Below are 16,695 nucleotides of genomic sequence, written 5' to 3'. Positions count from 1 at the left end.
GCCGGTCCGGAAGCAGCGGGTCCGGGGCCCGAAGGCCCGCTGTGGCGCGGGCCGTCGGGCACGGAGCCGGGGCCGGTGGACCGGGAGAGGGGGGTGCCGGGGAACGGGGGCCGGGGGACCACGGGCGCTCCTTCTGCCGGGGGGGGCGAACACGCTGACCACTGCAACACGCTGACCACTGCCACCTGCGGTAACCAGCGGTATCCCGCTGATGCCGCGTTGCATCGTGCGGCCACCCCCGTGCACTGTCAACGCACGTGCAACAGGTGGTAGTTGATTGCGCCAAGGTCACGAAGACGGCACCCGGACCGGCCCCTCAGTCCGTCACCCCCGCTCCGACCTGCGCTCCTCTCCCCCAGACCGCCCACCTCCCGGCGTTTCCGGGCCGATCTGCAGCTGCTCCGGCGACCGAAAACCGGCCCTGGCGCCTCAATCGACCTGGAATTTTTACTTGAGCTCCAGCTCGCACCAGACCGTCTTGCCGACGCCGAGTACGTGGACGCCCCAGCGGGCCGAGAGCGCACGGACAAGCAGTAAGCCGCGGCCGTGCGACGCATGCGACGGGGGCTCGCCGACGCAAGGGAGGCATTCGCCGCGGGTGTCGGTTACAGCGATGCGGAGTACGGAGTCGGTGTGGGTGAGGCGTACGCGAAAGAGCCGGCCGCGGACGTGGGCGTGGCGCAGAGCGTTGGTGGCCAGTTCGGAGACCAGCACCTTTGCATCGTCGGCCAGTTGGTCGTGACCCCATTCGGCGATGAGGCGGGCGGCGCGGTTACGTGCCAGGGCGATGCTTTTGGGGCGTGGGGTGTAGTCGAGTACGTCCTCATGGAGGACCACTTCTGCCGGGTTGGGATGTGGGGCGATCACCTTCGGCCACCTCCGGTTCAGGGCAGCAGGCAGCCGTCACCGGCTGGCCTCGCTGCGCGAGCGGTTCACTACGCAAGGTAGGCATTCGAGCGAGATCGTTTCAATTCACCTTGGGGTAATTAACCCGCACGAGTTGCGAGCTCCGTACGGTCGGCACCAGACTGCTCGCGTGAAAGCGAGTCAGCCAATGCAGGGAAACAGCACGTCAACTGTCCTGGGACGCAGGCTGGGTGGGGAGCTCACTCGCCTGAGGACAGCAGCAGGTCTGACGCAGACGCAGGCCGCCAAGACGCTTAGCGCTTCCACCAACAAGGTCGCAAAGATGGAGGGCGGCTGGGTCCCCATGCGCGACCCGGACATCCGCGCCTTGTGTGCGCTGTACGGCGTGGACGAACCAGCTACCGTGGGCGGGCTTCTTGAGGTGGCGCGTGTCGATCGCGAACGACGGAAGAGCAAGGGCTGGTGGAACGACGCCCCCTTCTCCCCCTCGATGAAGGAGTACGCAATCTTGGAGAGCGCGGCGACGGCCATCAGGACGTGGCAGCTCGCCTTCGTCCCGGGGCTGCTGCAAACCTCCGATTACGTAAGCGCGCTGAACTCGAACGATCACTTCGTAACCGCACGATTGGCACGACAGCGCCGCCTCGTTGACACCCCTCCACTCCACCTTCAGGCGGTCCTCCACGAGGGCGCGCTCCGGAATGTCGTCGGCGGCACGAACGTGATGCGCGGGCAGCTGGAACACCTGACTGCCATGTCCCAACGCCCGAATGTCAGTGTCCGGGTACTCCCCTTCAGTGCAGGAGCCCAACTCGGCATGGGTTGCGGCTTCAGCGTCATCTCATTTGCCGAACCCGGGGCAATGGACGTGCTCTACAAGGACGTCCCGCTTCATCCGCTGTGGCTCGAAGGCGGAGAAGGGGCTGCTCAACATGATGAACTGTTCGAGAGAATCGCACAGCATGCCCTCGGGGAGGGTGATTCGCGAGCGTTCATCAGCAGCCTCAGCAGAGAACTGTGAGCCATGACCGATTACAGCTACCGCAAGTCCAGCTACAGCGATCACAAGGAGGAATGCGTGGAGGTGGCCACCAACATCCCGGGCACGGTCGCCATACGCGACTCCAAAAACCCCGCAGGCCCCCTACTCCAGCTGGGCCCGGACACCTGGACCGCCTTCCGGAGCGCCGTCGTGACAGGCCGGTTCGAGCGATAGGGGCCGCGCCGCCAGCGAGAACCAGGGCTTGTCCTTCGGCCCGGCCGGCCCGGTCCGCGAGATCTCGCGGGCCGGGCCGGGTCAGACGGAATCAGGCTGCGGTGGATCAGTTGTTGAGGCTGGTGTGGTTCCACCAGCCCTGGCGGCCGACGGTGAAGTCGACCGTCGGGCCGTTCCCGTTGAGCTTGCCCTGGTACTGCTGCCCCTTCTTCAGCGGGCTCTCGACCAGCCTGTCGTGGGCGTCCCTGATCGAGTCGATGACCAGGGTCGGGACCTTCTTCAGCAGCGCCGGGTCGATGGCCTGCGCGGGGGCGATGGTGACGGCCTCGTCCCAGTTCGGGCGCTCCGCGAGCTGGTGGGCGAGGTGGATCTCGTCGCCTTCGCCGAACACCAGGTAGGTGAGGTATTCGGGGTACGGCAGTTCTCCGAGCTTGCGGAAGGAGAGGACGTCCTCCCTCTTGCAGTCCACCGTGGTCTCGGCCGTCGTCATCTGCTGGAAGTCGCGGCTGCCGTCCGGCTTCACGACGACCCGCTCCAGATGGACCCGGAACTCCTTGCCCTGCTGCAGCTCCGGGAGTTCGAAGTGGTGCGGACAGCGCAGGGAGTAGAAGACCCGCTGGTTCTCGTGCTGCGCCAGATCCTTCAGGTACATGTCCCGCAGCTCACCGTTGTCCTTGATGGAGAAGCTGAAGACCGCCTGGTAGTTGTGCCCGGACTGGGGGTTGTACAGCGCCAGGTGGTAGAAGAACAGCTTCTTCTTGCCCAGCAGCAGGAAGCGGTGGATGTGCTCGTGTCCGTCCATGGGGCCGGATTCGGGGGTGGGGCTCATGATGAGGTCTCGCCTTTCATGGGTGGGGGGTTGTGGTGGAAGGACCGCTGCCGCCGGGCCCAGAAGGGCCGGTCGGTCCAGCGGGTTTCCTGGGCGTGCACGGCACGGTGGCCGTGCTGGTAGGCGGTACGGGCCGTGCTGACCTTGGCCGCGTAGTCGGCCAGGGCCGCCCGGTCGCCGCGCAGCCGGGCGTCGACCGCCTGGCCCGCGCTCAGCCCGGTGTAGAGGGCGGTGAGGATGCCCTGGGAGCTGAGCGGGTCGAAGGCGGCAGCCGCGTCCCCGGCGGCCGTCCAGCCGTCGCCGTGCACCCGGTCCAGATGTGCGCTGTGCGCGGGGGCGCGGCGGGGTGGGCGCAGGGTGGTGAGCCCGTGCGGGCGGGCCCGGCGGGAGATGTGCCGGGTGGCCAGCAGCCGCTGGCGGAACCGCTCGGCGCCGCGGGCGGCGGCGACGGGCAGGTCGGGGTCGGTGAAGTAGGCGACCAGACGGTGCCGGGAGGGCAGCAGGGCGGTGTACCACCAGCCGTCCTGGTCGGACTCGACCAGCGAACGGCCGTCGGTGGGGGTCTGCGGGGCCGGGTCCAGGGTGAGGTGGAGCGCGGTCAGCCGGTCTCCGGTGCGCCGCCGGGCGCCGGAGCGGACGGCGATCGCGGCGCCCCGGCCGGTGGCGTCCACCACCCAGCGGCAGCGCACCGTACGCTCCCCGGCCCCGCCTGCCCCGTCTGCCCCGCCGGCCCGGTCGCGCAGGGCGAGCCGCCAGGTGCCGTCCGCCTGCCGGGAGGGGCTCCGTACGGCGGTGTGCTCGGCGACCTCGGCGCCCGCCGCGCGGGCGGCGGCGCGCAGCCGCCGGTCGAAGAGCGGACGGTCGAGGTGCCAGCCGTGGCCGTACGGGTCGTGGAGGAAGTCCACGGCGTGCAGTTCGGCCGAGCCCCAGGCGGACAGGTTGCCGTGGCAGGGCAGATGGCCGCTGCCCAGGACCGGCTCGGCGACGCCGAGGTCGGCGAGCAGCAGCCGGCCCATGGACACCAGCGCCTCACCGGCCTTGGGCGGGCCGGTGCCGGCGTCGGCCAGCAGGACCGTCCGCCCGGCGTGTACGAGGGAGAGCGCGGCGGCACAGCCGGCCGGGCCACCGCCCGCGACCACGACGTCGTAGGCGGGTGCGGGGCTCACTGGGTGCCGTGGAAGGGGTCGAGCTTCTCCAGGTATCCGGCGGCGATCTCCGTCTCGTCCCGGCCGGTCGCCTCCTTGACCTCCTGGACCGCCTGTTGGACGAGCATGGACTCGACGGTCTCGGCCGGGACCTCCCCGGTCCAGGCATCGGCCACGCCCGCCAGCTGGGGCGCACCCGCCTCGGGCACATGGATGTTGACGAGGTTGGCGTGGTCAGGGGCCGGCGGATAGCCGGGCTCGGACTCCACCTGGATGTACTTGGGGAACTTCGCGTCACCCACGGTGTATTCGTGCGGCTCGACAATGCCGAACTTGTACCAGTCGTCGATCATCTGCCGGCGCTGCTTGTTGAAGTCGGTGCCCTTCAGGCCGCGCAGCCATACCGCCCGGTTCTCGAAGGCCTTCTCCCTGGCGCTGTCGTCGGAGCCGCTCGGCGGGGTGTTGACGGTCGCGAAGTCGGACTGTTTGAGCACATGGTTGGGCATCTGGGCGGGCCAGAAGGTGGGCAGGTAGGGGCTGTAGCGGGGGCCGAGCCCGGACCGTACCTGGTAGCCGGAGCGGCAGCTCGCGGTGTCGCACTGCCAGGGGGCGGCCATCCAGCGGGTGAGGTCGCCCGGCCCCTGCGCGTGCAGCGGGCCGTTCTTGCCCAGGGCGTCCTGGACGCTGAGCACGTCTCCGTAGTCGGGTTCCGGGTTCTCCGGCGTGCGGAGCAGGATGCGGAAGGGCTCGGAATACATGGTCTTGTGCCGCATCGGCCAGGTGACCTCGCAGCCCGGGTGGAACGCGTCGGCGGCGCAGTTGTCCAGCGCGGCCCGGTCCAGCAGACCCGGCTGTGCGGCGACGGGCGCCGCGTCCACGTCCGGCTGGCCCTTCCGGGGCGGGCCGGAGGTGAAGTGGCCGTCGGCCCAGAGGGCCAGCATCCGGTCCTGCTCGCTGGAGATCCTGATGTGCTGGCGGACGGAGGTGGGTTTACCGCTGGACATGGCGTCGCCGTAGAGCCAGGGCCAGGGCAGGGGTGACGTCCCGTCCCGCTCGTAGTCACGCATCTGGACATAGACCTGGCGGCGGAGTTCCCGGCTGGCCTCGCCCGGGTCGGCGAGCCGCTTGCGCATGGCCGGGTGGAGGAAGTGGTGCGGGCCTTCCCAGCCGAACTGGGTGGCGAAGCCATGGTTGACCCACTGCAGATCGCAGAACCGGCTCAGCAGCGGTTCGATGTGTTCGGGGTAGGAGACCTGCTGCTCGGCGGGCAGGGTGTGCTCGGTGACGAACACGTCGTAGAGCAGGTCGTAGAGGGTGCGGACGGTCTTCACACCGGGCGCGTAGTGCGGCGGGGCCACCACGGCCCAGGCCGGGCTCGCGGCCTTCGTGACGCCCCCGATGGTGACCTCCGCCGTGACCGGACCGTCGGAGACGTCGTCGTACCAGGTGTCATTGTTGGCGACGCCGGAGATCGGCTTCTCGGGAGTGGCGTAGGAGGCCGACTTGCCGACACCGCCGACGACCAGCAGACGGCCGTCGCTCTGGACGGCGATCGATCCCAGCGGGACCGCCCGGTTCATGATCTTCCCGGAGAGGGCGGCGGTCTCGTGCTGGGAGGCGCGGATCTGCTTGCGGCCGGCGTCGATGACGAGCTTCTTCCGGTCGGCTCCCCGGACGTCGAAGTTCCGCCGGCGCAGCTGGGTGTCGGGCAGGCTCTGGGCCTCGCGGATGTCGAGCGGGACGTGGAACTGGTACCAGGCGGACTTCTTGTTGGCCAGGTGCACCGACCACTTGATCTCGGTGACGCCGTCTTCGCCCAGTTTGAGTTCCCGGACGGCTTCCCCGGCCTGGTTGTAGCCGTAGACCCGGAACCGGGCGGCCTGCCGGATGACCTTCCCCGAGCTGTCCTTGTACGAGCCGGGCGGCAGCGGCGGCTGGTCCGGTGACTCCGGGCCTATGAAGGGCGGTTTGTCACTGTTGCCGACCCGGGCTATGCCGATGGCGGGGTGGATTTTGACCTGCACGATCTGCGTGTCCATCGAGGAGCCTTTCACTGGGCGGGTCTGGTGCCCCCCGACGGCTCAAACGTGGATCAGCCTCGTGCGCGCTGCGACCTCCAGGCATCGCAATGGATGAACGGATTCACCCCTTCGGGTCGGCCGGCCGCGCCCGGTCCCGCGGGACGGAAACCGGGGCGGCGGCGCGGACCGCGCTCGTCAGCCGTCGGCGAGACCCAGCAGCGAGGGCTTGTCGGCCAGGTCACGGAAGGCCGCCCGCGGGTCCTTGAGCAGCTTGCGCTCGGTGAGATCGAGCAGCCCGCCGACGGCACTCACCTCGGCGGCGACCGTCCCGTCCGCCTTCCGAATGGTCTGCTCGACCCGGAAGGTCTTGCCCTCGCCCCAGACGAACGCGCAACTCACCTCGACCTCGTCACCGGCCCGCAGCTCCCGCAGGTAGCGGATGGTGGTCTCGACGGTCACCGGGCCGACGCGGCGGTCCACCATCGCGCTCTGGCGGATACCGCTCGCCTGCAGCAGCGACCAGCGGGCGTGCTCGGCGTACTGCAGATAGACGCTCTGGTTGAGATGGCCCTGGCTGTCCGTCTCGTAGCCACGCACCGTGATCCCGACCGCGAACGGCCCCGCCGCGTCCGTACCCACTGCCGACTCCGCCGCTTCTGTCACGCGCTTTCTCCCGCTCCCCGTAGACACCGGTCCGCCACTCGGGCCCCCGGTGCCTCATTGGCCACTGACTACACATCGTAGGCGCGAAGGGCCAGGCCGTTCCCTCCTGTTGGTGAGTTCGGCTCGCAGCGCTACTTCACTCACACCTGGGACAGGCCAAGGGGCCGCGTCCGCCGGACAGTGGCGGGCACGGCCCCTTCGGGCTCTGGGGGAGCAGGAGTCTCAGGCAGGCGGAGGCCTGATGCCTGATCAGTCGTCGTCGCGGTCGTTTTCGCCCTGGTCGCCCTGGTCGTCCTGGTCGATGTGCTGGTTGAGGACCTTGCCGCTGGCGGCGTCGACGGTGACGTCGTGGCTCTTGTGGTCCTTGCCGAGGACGTCGACCTCCCAGACGGTGGAGCCGTTGCGGTCGTTGTCGTCGAGGCCGTAGGAGACAACGGTGCCGGGGACGGCCTTCAGGGCCTTGGCGGTGGCCTTGGCGTGGCCGGTCTTGTCGGCGTTGACCAGGGCCTGGGTCTCGGCGGCGTCCTGGGCGGCGTCGTCGTCGCGGTCGGTGTGCTTGTTCAGGACCTTGCCGTTGCCGGCGTCGAGGGTGACGTCGTGGTTCTTGTGGTCCTTGCCGAGGACGTCGACCTCCCAGATGAGGGAGCCGTCGCGGTCCGCGTTGTCGAGTTCGGCGGAGGTCGCGGTGCCGGGGACGGCCTTGAGGGCCTTGGCGGTGGCCTCGGACTGGCTGATCTTGTCGGCCTTGACCTGTGCACGGTCCTTGGCGGTGTCGTCCAAGTGGCGCTCGTTCTGGGAGAGCTGGACCGAGGAGTGCGGGGCCGGGGCGTCGTCGTCCGCGAAGGCGGTCGCGGCACCCGTGCCGCCGATCAGTGCGACGGCGGCGGCCGTGCCGAGGACGACGGCGCGGGTGGTGAGCGTGCGCTTGGCGGTGGCCTTCATGGGGACATTCCTCCGGATCGTGTCGCGGTTTCGTTCCGTCGGCGGGCCCTGTCGCGCCCTTCCGACATTCACCACAGTGCCGAACCGAACCTGAACACAACCTGAAGCCGGGAAGCTCTCCGGCCGGCGTCCCGCATCCGGCCGCTCCGGTCGGCTCATGCTCACCAAGGAGCAGCCGTACCGCGTCAGTCACCCCGATGTGTACCCGGAACGGCACATCCCGGTTCTGGCTGGTGCCACACCGGGATGTGCCGTGACGGGGCCGGTTAGTCGACGAGGGCGAGTTCCCGCTCGTCCGCCGGGATGTCCGTCGGCTCCACCGCCGGCTTGTCGAGCTTGCGCCGTCCGAGCACTCCGGACAGTCCGATGAGCAGGCCGATCGCCGAGAGGACGGTGATCGTGAGCAGCGCCGGGGTGAAGCCCGCGAGCAGGGCGTCGGGGCCGGTCTTGCCTTCGCCTCCGGCGGTGAGGACGGCCGTGACGATGGCGAGTCCGATCGCGCCGCCGACCTGCGTGGAGGTGTTCAGCAGGCCGCCGGCCAGGCCCTGCTCGTGGTCCGGGATGCCGGCGGTGGCCTGGATGTTGAAGGACGCGAAGGCCAGGGTGAACCCGATGCCGAGCAGGATCATGCTGGGCAGCACACCGACGGCGTAGGGGGCGTCCCGGTCGATGACGAGGAAGAGCACGTAGGCGATGAGGTGGGCGATGACGCCGCCCGCGATGGTGCGCGGTGTGCCGATCCGTGCGATCAGCGGCTCCATCTTCGGCGAGCCGAAGGCGACGATCAGCGCGGCCGGAAGGAAGCCCAGCGCGGTCTGGAGCGCCGACCACTGCAGCACCGACTGGAAGTAGAGCATGACCACGAACTGGAAGCCGATGTAGCCGCCGAAGAACACCGATATGCCCAGGTTGGCCCGTGCCAGCGAGCCCGAGCGGAGGATGCCGAGACGGACCAGCGGATGCGCACTGCGGCGTTCGATCACGATGAAGGCGAGCAGCAGCACCGCGGCGATCGCGAACTGGATCAGAGTGTTCGGCGCGGCCCAGCCGGCTTCCGGCGCCTCCACGACGGTGTAGACGAGCAGCAGCATCGCACCGACCGAGGTGATCGCGCCGGGGATGTCATAGCCGCCGGAGGGGCGGGGGCCGTCTTTGGGGAGCAGGCGATTGGCCGCGATCCACGCGATCACCGCGATCGGTACGGGCAAGAAGAACGTCCACCGCCAGCCGACCTGGGTCAGCAGGCCGGAGAGCACCAGGCCGGCCGAGTAGCCGCTGGCACCGAAGACGGAGAAGACGCCCAACGCCTTGTTGCGCGCGGGGCCTTCGGTGAACGTGGTGGTGACGATGGACAGTGCGGCAGGTGCGGTGAACGCCGCCGCCATGCCCTTGAGGATGCGGGTGGCGATGAGCAGGGTTCCGTCGTCGACCAGGCCGCCGAGCACGGAGGCGGCGGCGAACACGGCCACCGCGGTCAGGAAGACCCGGCGGCGTCCGAGCAGGTCGGCGGCGCGTCCGCCGAGCAGCAGCAGTCCGCCGTAGCTGAGGACATAGCCGCTGACGATCCACTGCAGTGCGCTGGTGGACAGGCCCAGGTCTGCCTGGATGGAGGGGAGGGCGACGCCCACCATCGAGACGTCGAGCGCATCGAGGCCGATGACGAGGGAGGCCGTGAGCAGCACTCCCCAGAGTTTGGCGTTCCACGTGACGGTGGAGGCGGACAAGGGCGCGGAGGAAGTCATGCCGTGACTCTCACATGCACACGCATCGAATGCAAGCGCATTTAATCTCCGTGCATCAAATGCTGGCGCATGTTATCCTCGCCCCATGATCGGTGGCTCAGAGCAGGAATTGGTCGACGAGTGGCATGGGCTTCTCGCCCGTCACGCCACCGTGTACAACGCTCTTGAGCACGAGTTGCAGGCACAGCACGGCCTGGGCGTCAGCGAGTTCGAGGCGCTGGAACTCCTCACCTCCTCCGACCACGGCAAGTGCCGGGGCCAGGACCTCACTCACGCGGTGCACCTGAGCCAGAGCGCCGCCTCCCGCCTGGTCGCCAGGCTGGAGCGAGGCGGCCTCGTCGAGCGAGTCATGTGCGACCTCGACCGCCGCGGCATCTTCGTCGTCCTCACCGACGAAGGCCGCAAGCGCTACAGCGACGCGAAGCCGACCCACCGCTCCGTGCTGGCGCGGACTCTCCACGGAGACAACTGACCAGCCCCCGCGGCACGTCGGTGACCTTGTGAGAGGTCGATCCCGCATGGCCGGGATGGCTCCGACGAGCCGACTGCCGCCGAGCGGCCGGGGGCCGATGGCCGGCTGCGGCCGACCTCGTCCGGCTCGGTCCCTCCGTCCGACGCCGGCTGTACGGGATGCCCGGACGCCCCGGGAGAAGGCCTGGGTCTACTGACCCACAGCGTTGTTCACACGGCTGATGGGTGACCGGCCTGCGAGTGCGGTGTGGCTGCGGTGGTGGTGGCAGGCGTGGCGGAAGTGCTGCAGGGCTTCGGTTCGCCGGGGGTCGTTGCCGGTGTGGGTCCTGATGAAGTGCGCTGAGCCCACCCCGGTGTCCAGGTCCCGCTGTCGAGGCGGCCGGCGTATGCGGAGGTGAGGTGGTGACGCAGTGCGGTGAGGGCGGGGTGCGGGTTGTCGGTGCGCCAGATCAGTGAGTGCGGGTAGACCGGGGTCGGGTCGTGGAGGGGGATGCGCCGCAGGTCGTGGCCGGCCGGCCAGACCAGCGGGGTCCGCTCGCTGACGAAAGTCGCCAGCGTCGAGGAGTCCGCGATCGTGTCGAGGAGGGGCTCGATACCGAAGTCGGGGCCGATACCGTCGATGGTGAGACCGAAGGTGGCAGCGAGTTCGTCATAGTAGGCGGCCCACTCGGTGCCGGGGGTGTTGCCGGGCATCCAGATCCGGCGGCCGGCGAGCTGGGCGGGAGCGATCGCGCGGGCGGCGGCGAACTCGTGAGCCGGTCCGGTGAACAGGTGCAGCGGTTCGTCGAAGACCGGAGTCGCCTCGATGCCGTCGGGGAGGTGCCGGCCCGGCATGGTGACGGCGCGGAAGGTGGCGTCGATCGTCCCGGACCGGACGGCGGCGATGGCCGCGTCGTAGTCGAAAAGGGTCACGACATCGAGATCGGTCCCGGGATACGCGCGGTGGAAGTCGCGGAGCAGACCTGCCACCGAGAGCCGGCGGCCGATCACGTCGACGCGCAAGGCCCGGCGCCCTGGCCGCACGGAAGCGGCTGCCCGTTCCTCGGCCTGGAGGAGAGCCCGGGCGTACGGCAGGAACGCCTGTCCGTCGATGGTGAGCCGGGCCCCACGGGCCGTACGGCTGAACAGCTGCACACCGAGGTCCTTCTCCAGCACGGCGATGCGCTTGGAGACGGCCTGTGGGGTGATCGACAAGTTGGCGGCGGCTTCTTGGAACTGTCCCGCGTCCACGGCGGTGACAAAGGTGCGCACGGCGATGAGATCCACGCTGAGCATCCTAGGTGGACAACCAATCGTTGAGTCTGATCGGTGAAATGGTTGTTTGATTCCGGTACACCACGCTCGCTTTGATGTCTCTGGTCAACATGCGGTTTCGCCAGCGGTGCGGCAACAGGAGCGCCGCCCCGGCAGCCGGGTGGCTGCCGGGCCTGCATTTCCAGGGCTCGGACCGACCACACGCACGGGCGGTTCGACCCATCGGTCGCCCCGTCGGCGCGACCGCACCGCGACGGGTCGAGCCGTCCACCCAGCTGCCGATGCCGGTGCGGTCGACCACCGACAAGGCCCCCCACCCGCGTCTCTGACCGGGACGGGGCTCCCTACTCACCCCGGAGGCGACCCCCACGTGCCGGATTCCTTCGTCCACCTGCACAATCACACCGAATACTCGATGCTGGACGGCGCGCAGAAGCTGCAGCCTATGTTCGCCGAGGTGGCCCGGCAGGGCATGCCGGCGATCGCCATGAGCGATCACGGCAACATGTTCGGTGCCTACGAGTTCGCGCAGGTCGCGAAGGGCTTCGAGGGGATCAGGCCGATCGTCGGCATCGAGGCGTACGTGGCACCTTCCTCCCGGTTCGTCCGGAAGCAGGAGTTCTGGGGGCCGGGAGGCCGACGCGCCACGAGCGCGGACGGTGAGGGGTCGAAGGATGTCTCCGGTGGCGGCCGCTTCACTCACCTGACCATGTGGGCGCGCAACAGCCAGGGCCTGCGGAACCTGTTCTGGCTCAGCACGCAGGCCAGCTATGAGGGTCAGTTCCCTGCCGGAAAACCGCGCATGGACCGGGAGTTGATCGCCGAACGGCCGGACGGCATCATCGCCACCACCGGCTGCCCCTCTGGCGAGATCCAGACCCGTCTGCGGCTGAACCAGTACGACGAGGCGAAGGCTGCTGCCGCGGCCTACCAGGACGTCTTCGGCCGCGAGAACTACTTCCTGGAGCTGATGGACCACGGTCTGGACATCGAACGTGCGGTCCGTGCGGGCCTGTTGCGGCTGGCCGGGGAACTGCACATCCCCCTCCTCGCCACCAACGACGCGCACTACGTCACCGAGGACCAGGCCGACGCTCACGACAGCCTGCTGTGCATCGGTGTCGGCAAGAACAAGGACGACCCGGGCCGCTTCCGCTTCAACGGCTCCGGCTACTACCTCAAGACAGCCGCACAGATGCGCAGCCTGTTCTCCGAGCTTCCGGAAGCCTGTGACAACACCCTGCTGATCGCCGAGCGCATCGAGTCCTACGACGAGGTCTTCGACTACGTCGACGAGATGCCGCAGTTCCCGGACGTGCCCGAGGGCGAAACGCAGGAGTCGTGGCTTCGCAGGGAAGTCCTCAACGGCCTGGCGGTGCGCTACGGGAACCCGGTCCCCCCGCACATCCTGGACCGCTTCGAGACCGAGATGACGGTCATCGGTCCCATGGGCTTCAGCTCCTACTTCCTCGTCGTGGCGGACATCTGCCGCCACGCCCGGGAGAACAGGATCCCGCTCGGTCCGGGGCGGGGTTCGGCCACCGGCTCGATCGTGGCCTACGCCACCCGCATCACCGAGCTGTGCCCCCTGGAGCACGGCCTGCTGTTCGAACGGTTCCTGAACCCCGAGCGCATCAACCCGCCGGATGTGGACCTCGACTTCGACGACCGTCAGCGCGACCGGATGGTCCGCTACGTCACCGAGAAGTACGGCGAGGAGTACACCGCCATGGTGAACACGTTCGGCAAGATCAAGGCCAAGAACGCGATCAAGGACTCCTCGCGCATCCTCGGCTACCCCTATGCCCATGGCGAGCGGATCACCAAAGCGCTCCCGCCGGACCAGAACGGCAAGTCCGCCCCGCTGGCTGCCGTCTTCGACCCCTCCCACGAGCGGTACGGCGAGGCCGGCGAGATCCGGCAGATGTATGACAACGAGCAGGACGTGAAGCGGGTCATCGACACCGCCCGCGGGGTGGAGGGTCTCACCCGCGGCACCGGCGTGCACGCCGCGGCGGTGATCCTCTCCAAGACGAAGCTCACCGACCGCATCCCGCTGCACATGCGTGCCTCGGACGGCGTGAAGATCACTGGCTTCGACTATCCGTCCTGCGAAGCCATGGGTCTGATCAAGATGGACTTCCTGGGGCTGCGGAACCTGGGGGTCATCGACCAGGCGATCGAGAACATCCGCGAGAACCGGGGCATCAGCCTGGCCACCGTGGATCCCCTGGACGGCGACCCGTCCACCGTCGTGATTCCTCTGGACGACGCCACGACGTACCGGCTGCTCGCCGAGGGCAACACGTTCGGTGTCTTCCAGCTCGACGGAGGCGGCATGCGCGTCCTCCTCAAGCAGATGGAACCCACCCGGTTCGAGGACATCGCCGCGGTCAACGCCCTCTACCGGCCCGGCCCCATGGCGGCCAACGCCCACACCAACTACGCACACCGCAAAACCGGCCGCCAGGAGATCACTCCGATCCACCCCGAACTGCGCGACGCCCTGGAGCCGATCCTCGGCAACACCTTCCATCTGCTCGTCTACCAGGAGCAGATCATGGCCATCGCCCGGGAACTGGCCGGGTACACCCTCGGCGGCGCCGACCTGCTGCGCCGTGCGATGGGCAAGAAGAAACCGGAGGTGCTGGCCGCGGAGTGGGACAAGTTCCACGACGGCATGCGGGGCAACGGGTACCGCGAGGAAGCCATCAAGGCCCTGTGGGACGTCATGCTCCCGTTCTCCGGCTACGCGTTCAACAAGTCCCACACCGCCGGCTACGGACTTGTCTCGTACTGGACCGCCTACCTCAAGGCCAACTACCCGGCCGAGTACATGGCCGCCCTGCTCACCTCGGTCGGCGACGACAAGGACAAGGCCGCGGTCTACCTCGCCGACGCCCGCAAGAACGGCGTCCGGGTCCTCCAGCCGGACGTGAACGAGTCCGTCGCCGAGTTCACCGCTGTCGGTGACGACGTACGGTTCGGGCTGCGGTCCGTACGGAACGTCGGCGACCACGTCATCGAGGCCGTCGTCGATGCCCGCCGCCGGAAAGGGAAGTTCACTTCCTTCGCCGACTTCCTCGACAAGGCCGACCCGCCCGCACTGAACAAACGCGCTGTGGAGTCCCTGATCAAGGCCGGGACCTTCGACTCCCTGGACCATTCACGCAAGGGACTCACCGCCGTCCACGAGGCCGCCATCGACGCGATCATCCCCGTGAAGAAGGCGGCAAGCTTCGGGCAGGACGATCTCTTCGCCGGCCTGGGCGGCGAAGGCGACGGCGAAGGAAGCGGCGCACCGGCCTTCGGCCTCGACTTCCCCATCGATGACGCGGAGTGGCCCCGCAGACAGCTCCTGGCGACCGAGCGCAAGATGCTCGGCCTCTACGTCTCCGCCCACCCGCTGGACGGCGCCGAGCACATCCTCTCCGGCGCACGGGACTGCACCCTCGCCGAACTGCTCGCCTCCGGCCGCACCACCGGGGACGTGCAGCTCTCCGGACTGATCACCGGCATTCAGCTCAAGATGACCAAACAGGGCAACGCCTGGGCCATCGTGAACCTCGCGGACCGGGATGCCGGTATCGAGGTGCTCTTCTTCCCCGCCGCCTACCAGTTGGTGCAGCACGCGCTGGCCGAAGACAACGTCATCTCCGTCAAGGGCAAGATCGAAGACCGGGACGGAACCGTGAACGTCTTCGGCCGAGAACTCGCGGTGCTGGACGTGTCCTGCGCCGAGCACGGCGGGAAACCCCCCGTGCGGCTGGCCCTCCCCGCCCACCGGATCACCAAACAGTCCGTCAGAGAACTGAAGCGCATCCTTGCGGACCACCCGGGCGACAGCCCGGTGCACCTCAGCGTCCGCGGCGCACGCAAGACGACCGTCTACGCCCTGCAGGCCAAGGTGGACGCCACCACCGTCGCCTCCGACGTGAAGGGCAGCTTCGGAGCTGACGCGTGGGCGGGCCTGGCATGACGGCGGGCCACAGGCGACGGGTGCGTCAGGGGCTGCCCGTCTTCAGCCGCAGGTTCCACTTCTCCAGGGCCTCGCCGACCGGCTGGAAGATGGTGATGGTGGCACCGCCGAAGTTGCCGCAGCCGGCGGCGCCGCCGCCCGAGTGCACTCCCAGGGCCTTCGGGGCGTTGGGCTGGGTGACATACGATCCGCCCGAATCGCCGGGCGCCGAGCAGGCGTTGGTGAACGAGAGGCCCTCGATGACCACGTTGCCGTAGTCCACGGTCTGGTCGACCCGGGTGATCTCCCCACAGTGCCAGCCGCTGCTCTGCCCGGAGTGGCACATCGACATACCGGCCAGGCCCTCCTGCGCGCCGGTGACGGTGACCGGCGCACCGCCCTGGCCGGCCACGTTCGAGCTGACCGTCCAGTCCGGCTGGTCGACCTCGACCAGCCCGAAGTCTCCCTCGCGTCCGTTGACGCTGTGCCCGCCGCCCCGGTTGGAGGTCCCCATCAGGCTGCCGTCCTTGCCGAACGCGGCCTGATCGGCGGTGAGGGTGCAGTGACCGGCCGTGAGGAAGCCCTGGAAGTCCCCCGGCCCGGTCACCGAGAAGCCGATGGAACAGATGCCCTCGCTGCCGGGCATCCAGCGCTCACCGCCGACCACCGTGCCGCCCTGCTGACGCGGCGTCTGGTCGCTGCGCTCGACGGTGACGGGGATCTTCGCGCGCGCTCCGAGTTCACGGACGCCGTGCTCGAAGACGGCGGTCCGGGCCGTGTGCCGGGTGCGGTCGACGCGGACCACCACACCGTTGGCCCGCTCGTCCACGCCCCAGCCGGTGACGCCGGGCACCCCGTCGCCGGCCCGGCCGGTGATCTGCCGCACCAGGGCCGTGAGCGCGGCGCGGCCGTGCGGCACCGTCTTGGGCACCGCCCCGGCGGCCCGCACCCGCTGTGCGTCGGCGGCGCCGGTGACCGCGACGACGAGCTTGCCGGTGGTCTTGTCGAACCACATCCCGGCGGGCGGGGTGCTCAGCGCCCGGCGCACGGCCGCCGCGGCACGGTGCGCGTCGGTCTCCTGCGCGAGCCGGGTCCGCACCTGCACCGCCGTCAGCCCGAGGTCCCGGCGCATCGCGTCGAGCATGCCGCGCGGCGAGGGCTGGGGCGTCGGGTCGGGCCGGGGCACGCCGTGCGCCGGGCTGAACGGGCCGACCGCCGCCAGGACGGCGGCGGCGGTCGCGCCCCAGAGAGCTGCCTTGCGAAAGCGGCGTTCCATCGGGGATCTCCTCGCGGTGTCGAGTGCACGTCGGATCCGATGTGGTGAGCGTGCTCGACACCGGGGCGTGCGGCATGAGTAAGATCCCCGGCATCATGACCGGGTGTTCCGTGAACCCGGCCGTCAAGTCCCCACCGTCCACGGCGCGGTGGCGTTCCGGCAGCTGCCTGAGGCGCTGCGCAATGTGACCTACTCGGGTGCCCGCCATCCGGGAGCGACGACACCTGAATGCCCGTCATGCGCGGCGGGGGGGGGGGGGGGGGGCGGGCCGCCCCCCCCCCCCCCCCCCCCCCCCCCCCCACCCCCCGGGG

Annotated in this window: 13 protein-coding genes; 4 read left to right on the top strand and 9 right to left on the bottom strand. The window is 69.3% G+C overall.

The genetic code is table 11. From position 1 onward, the window contains the following. Window positions 1-447: 447 nt before the first annotated feature. Entirely contained in the window at window positions 448-867 is a 420-nt protein-coding gene (locus tag AB0C46_RS30510; RefSeq protein ID WP_362831756.1) for an ATP-binding protein, read from the bottom strand. Window positions 868-1,054: 187 nt separating this feature from the next. Here AB0C46_RS30510 and AB0C46_RS30505 point away from each other — a divergent pair, with 187 nt between their 5' ends. Both AB0C46_RS30505 and AB0C46_RS30500 read left to right on the top strand, forming a co-directional pair. Continuing rightward, entirely contained in the window at window positions 1,055-1,888 is an 834-nt protein-coding gene (locus AB0C46_RS30505; RefSeq protein WP_362831828.1) for a helix-turn-helix transcriptional regulator, read from the top strand. Between the two features lie 3 nt (window positions 1,889-1,891). Continuing rightward, window positions 1,892-2,083 (top strand): DUF397 domain-containing protein, encoded by a 192-nt coding sequence (locus tag AB0C46_RS30500; protein WP_362831755.1) that lies wholly within the window; start codon window positions 1,892-1,894, stop codon window positions 2,081-2,083. A 106-nt stretch (window positions 2,084-2,189) separates the two neighbouring features. Here the strand turns inward: AB0C46_RS30500 and AB0C46_RS30495 are convergent, their stop codons facing one another. The 6 genes from AB0C46_RS30495 to AB0C46_RS30470 form a co-directional block, all read right to left on the bottom strand. Then, a complete protein-coding gene (locus AB0C46_RS30495; protein ID WP_362831754.1) occupies window positions 2,190-2,912 on the bottom strand; it encodes a hypothetical protein in 723 nt (240 codons plus the stop codon). Further along, entirely contained in the window at window positions 2,909-4,078 is a 1,170-nt protein-coding gene (locus tag AB0C46_RS30490; RefSeq protein WP_362831753.1) for an FAD-dependent monooxygenase, read from the bottom strand. The genes AB0C46_RS30495 and AB0C46_RS30490 overlap by 4 nt, the downstream gene beginning before the upstream one ends. Continuing rightward, window positions 4,075-6,096 (bottom strand): LodA/GoxA family CTQ-dependent oxidase, encoded by a 2,022-nt coding sequence (locus AB0C46_RS30485; RefSeq protein WP_362831751.1) that lies wholly within the window; start codon window positions 6,094-6,096, stop codon window positions 4,075-4,077. Before AB0C46_RS30485 ends, AB0C46_RS30490 begins: the two co-directional genes overlap by 4 nt. Before the next feature lie 177 nt (window positions 6,097-6,273). Further along, entirely contained in the window at window positions 6,274-6,741 is a 468-nt protein-coding gene (locus AB0C46_RS30480) for an acyl-CoA thioesterase (protein ID WP_362831750.1), read from the bottom strand. 249 nt (window positions 6,742-6,990) lie between these two features. Continuing rightward, complete coding sequence (locus AB0C46_RS30475) at window positions 6,991-7,683, bottom strand: PepSY domain-containing protein (RefSeq protein ID WP_362831748.1); 693 nt, start codon at window positions 7,681-7,683, stop codon at window positions 6,991-6,993. Window positions 7,684-7,949: 266 nt separating this feature from the next. Then, window positions 7,950-9,425 (bottom strand): MFS transporter, encoded by a 1,476-nt coding sequence (locus AB0C46_RS30470; RefSeq protein WP_362831746.1) that lies wholly within the window; start codon window positions 9,423-9,425, stop codon window positions 7,950-7,952. An 85-nt stretch (window positions 9,426-9,510) separates the two neighbouring features. Here AB0C46_RS30470 and AB0C46_RS30465 point away from each other — a divergent pair, with 85 nt between their 5' ends. Then, window positions 9,511-9,897 carry a MarR family transcriptional regulator gene (locus tag AB0C46_RS30465; RefSeq protein ID WP_362831744.1) on the top strand — a complete coding sequence of 129 codons (387 nt, stop codon included), beginning with the start codon at window positions 9,511-9,513 and terminating at the stop codon, window positions 9,895-9,897. A 209-nt stretch (window positions 9,898-10,106) separates the two neighbouring features. Here the strand turns inward: AB0C46_RS30465 and AB0C46_RS30460 are convergent, their stop codons facing one another. Beyond that, window positions 10,107-11,162, bottom strand: coding sequence for a LysR family transcriptional regulator (locus tag AB0C46_RS30460; protein WP_362831743.1), 1,056 nt, complete (start codon window positions 11,160-11,162; stop codon window positions 10,107-10,109). A gap of 358 nt (window positions 11,163-11,520) precedes the next feature. Between AB0C46_RS30460 and dnaE the strand changes: the two genes are divergently transcribed. Beyond that, window positions 11,521-15,129, top strand: coding sequence for a DNA polymerase III subunit alpha (gene dnaE / locus AB0C46_RS30455; RefSeq protein ID WP_362831741.1), 3,609 nt, complete (start codon window positions 11,521-11,523; stop codon window positions 15,127-15,129). 25 nt (window positions 15,130-15,154) lie between these two features. Here the strand turns inward: dnaE and AB0C46_RS30450 are convergent, their stop codons facing one another. After that, a complete protein-coding gene (locus AB0C46_RS30450) occupies window positions 15,155-16,384 on the bottom strand; it encodes a S1 family peptidase (RefSeq protein ID WP_362831740.1) in 1,230 nt (409 codons plus the stop codon). Between the last annotated feature and the right edge of the window lie 311 nt (window positions 16,385-16,695).

The sequence above is a fragment of the Streptomyces sp. NPDC048637 genome (assembly GCF_040650675.1).
Classification (GTDB): Bacteria; Actinomycetota; Actinomycetes; order Streptomycetales; family Streptomycetaceae; genus Streptomyces.
Note: the sequence above shows the minus strand (reverse complement) of the source record. Positions and strands in the feature narration are given on the sequence as shown.

What these genes read in the sequence shown, in the direction of transcription:
- AB0C46_RS30465 (WP_362831744.1), top strand. Translation starts at nt 9,511, where the DNA reads ATGATCGGTGGCTCAGAGCAGGAATTGGTCGACGAGTGGCATGGGCTT.
- AB0C46_RS30450 (WP_362831740.1), bottom strand. Translation starts at nt 16,384, where the DNA reads ATGGAACGCCGCTTTCGCAAGGCAGCTCTCTGGGGCGCGACCGCCGCC.
- AB0C46_RS30470 (WP_362831746.1), bottom strand. Translation starts at nt 9,425, where the DNA reads ATGACTTCCTCCGCGCCCTTGTCCGCCTCCACCGTCACGTGGAACGCC.
- AB0C46_RS30505 (WP_362831828.1), top strand. Translation starts at nt 1,055, where the DNA reads ATGCAGGGAAACAGCACGTCAACTGTCCTGGGACGCAGGCTGGGTGGG.
- AB0C46_RS30485 (WP_362831751.1), bottom strand. Translation starts at nt 6,096, where the DNA reads ATGGACACGCAGATCGTGCAGGTCAAAATCCACCCCGCCATCGGCATA.
- AB0C46_RS30495 (WP_362831754.1), bottom strand. Translation starts at nt 2,912, where the DNA reads ATGAGCCCCACCCCCGAATCCGGCCCCATGGACGGACACGAGCACATC.
- AB0C46_RS30475 (WP_362831748.1), bottom strand. Translation starts at nt 7,683, where the DNA reads ATGAAGGCCACCGCCAAGCGCACGCTCACCACCCGCGCCGTCGTCCTC.
- AB0C46_RS30500 (WP_362831755.1), top strand. Translation starts at nt 1,892, where the DNA reads ATGACCGATTACAGCTACCGCAAGTCCAGCTACAGCGATCACAAGGAG.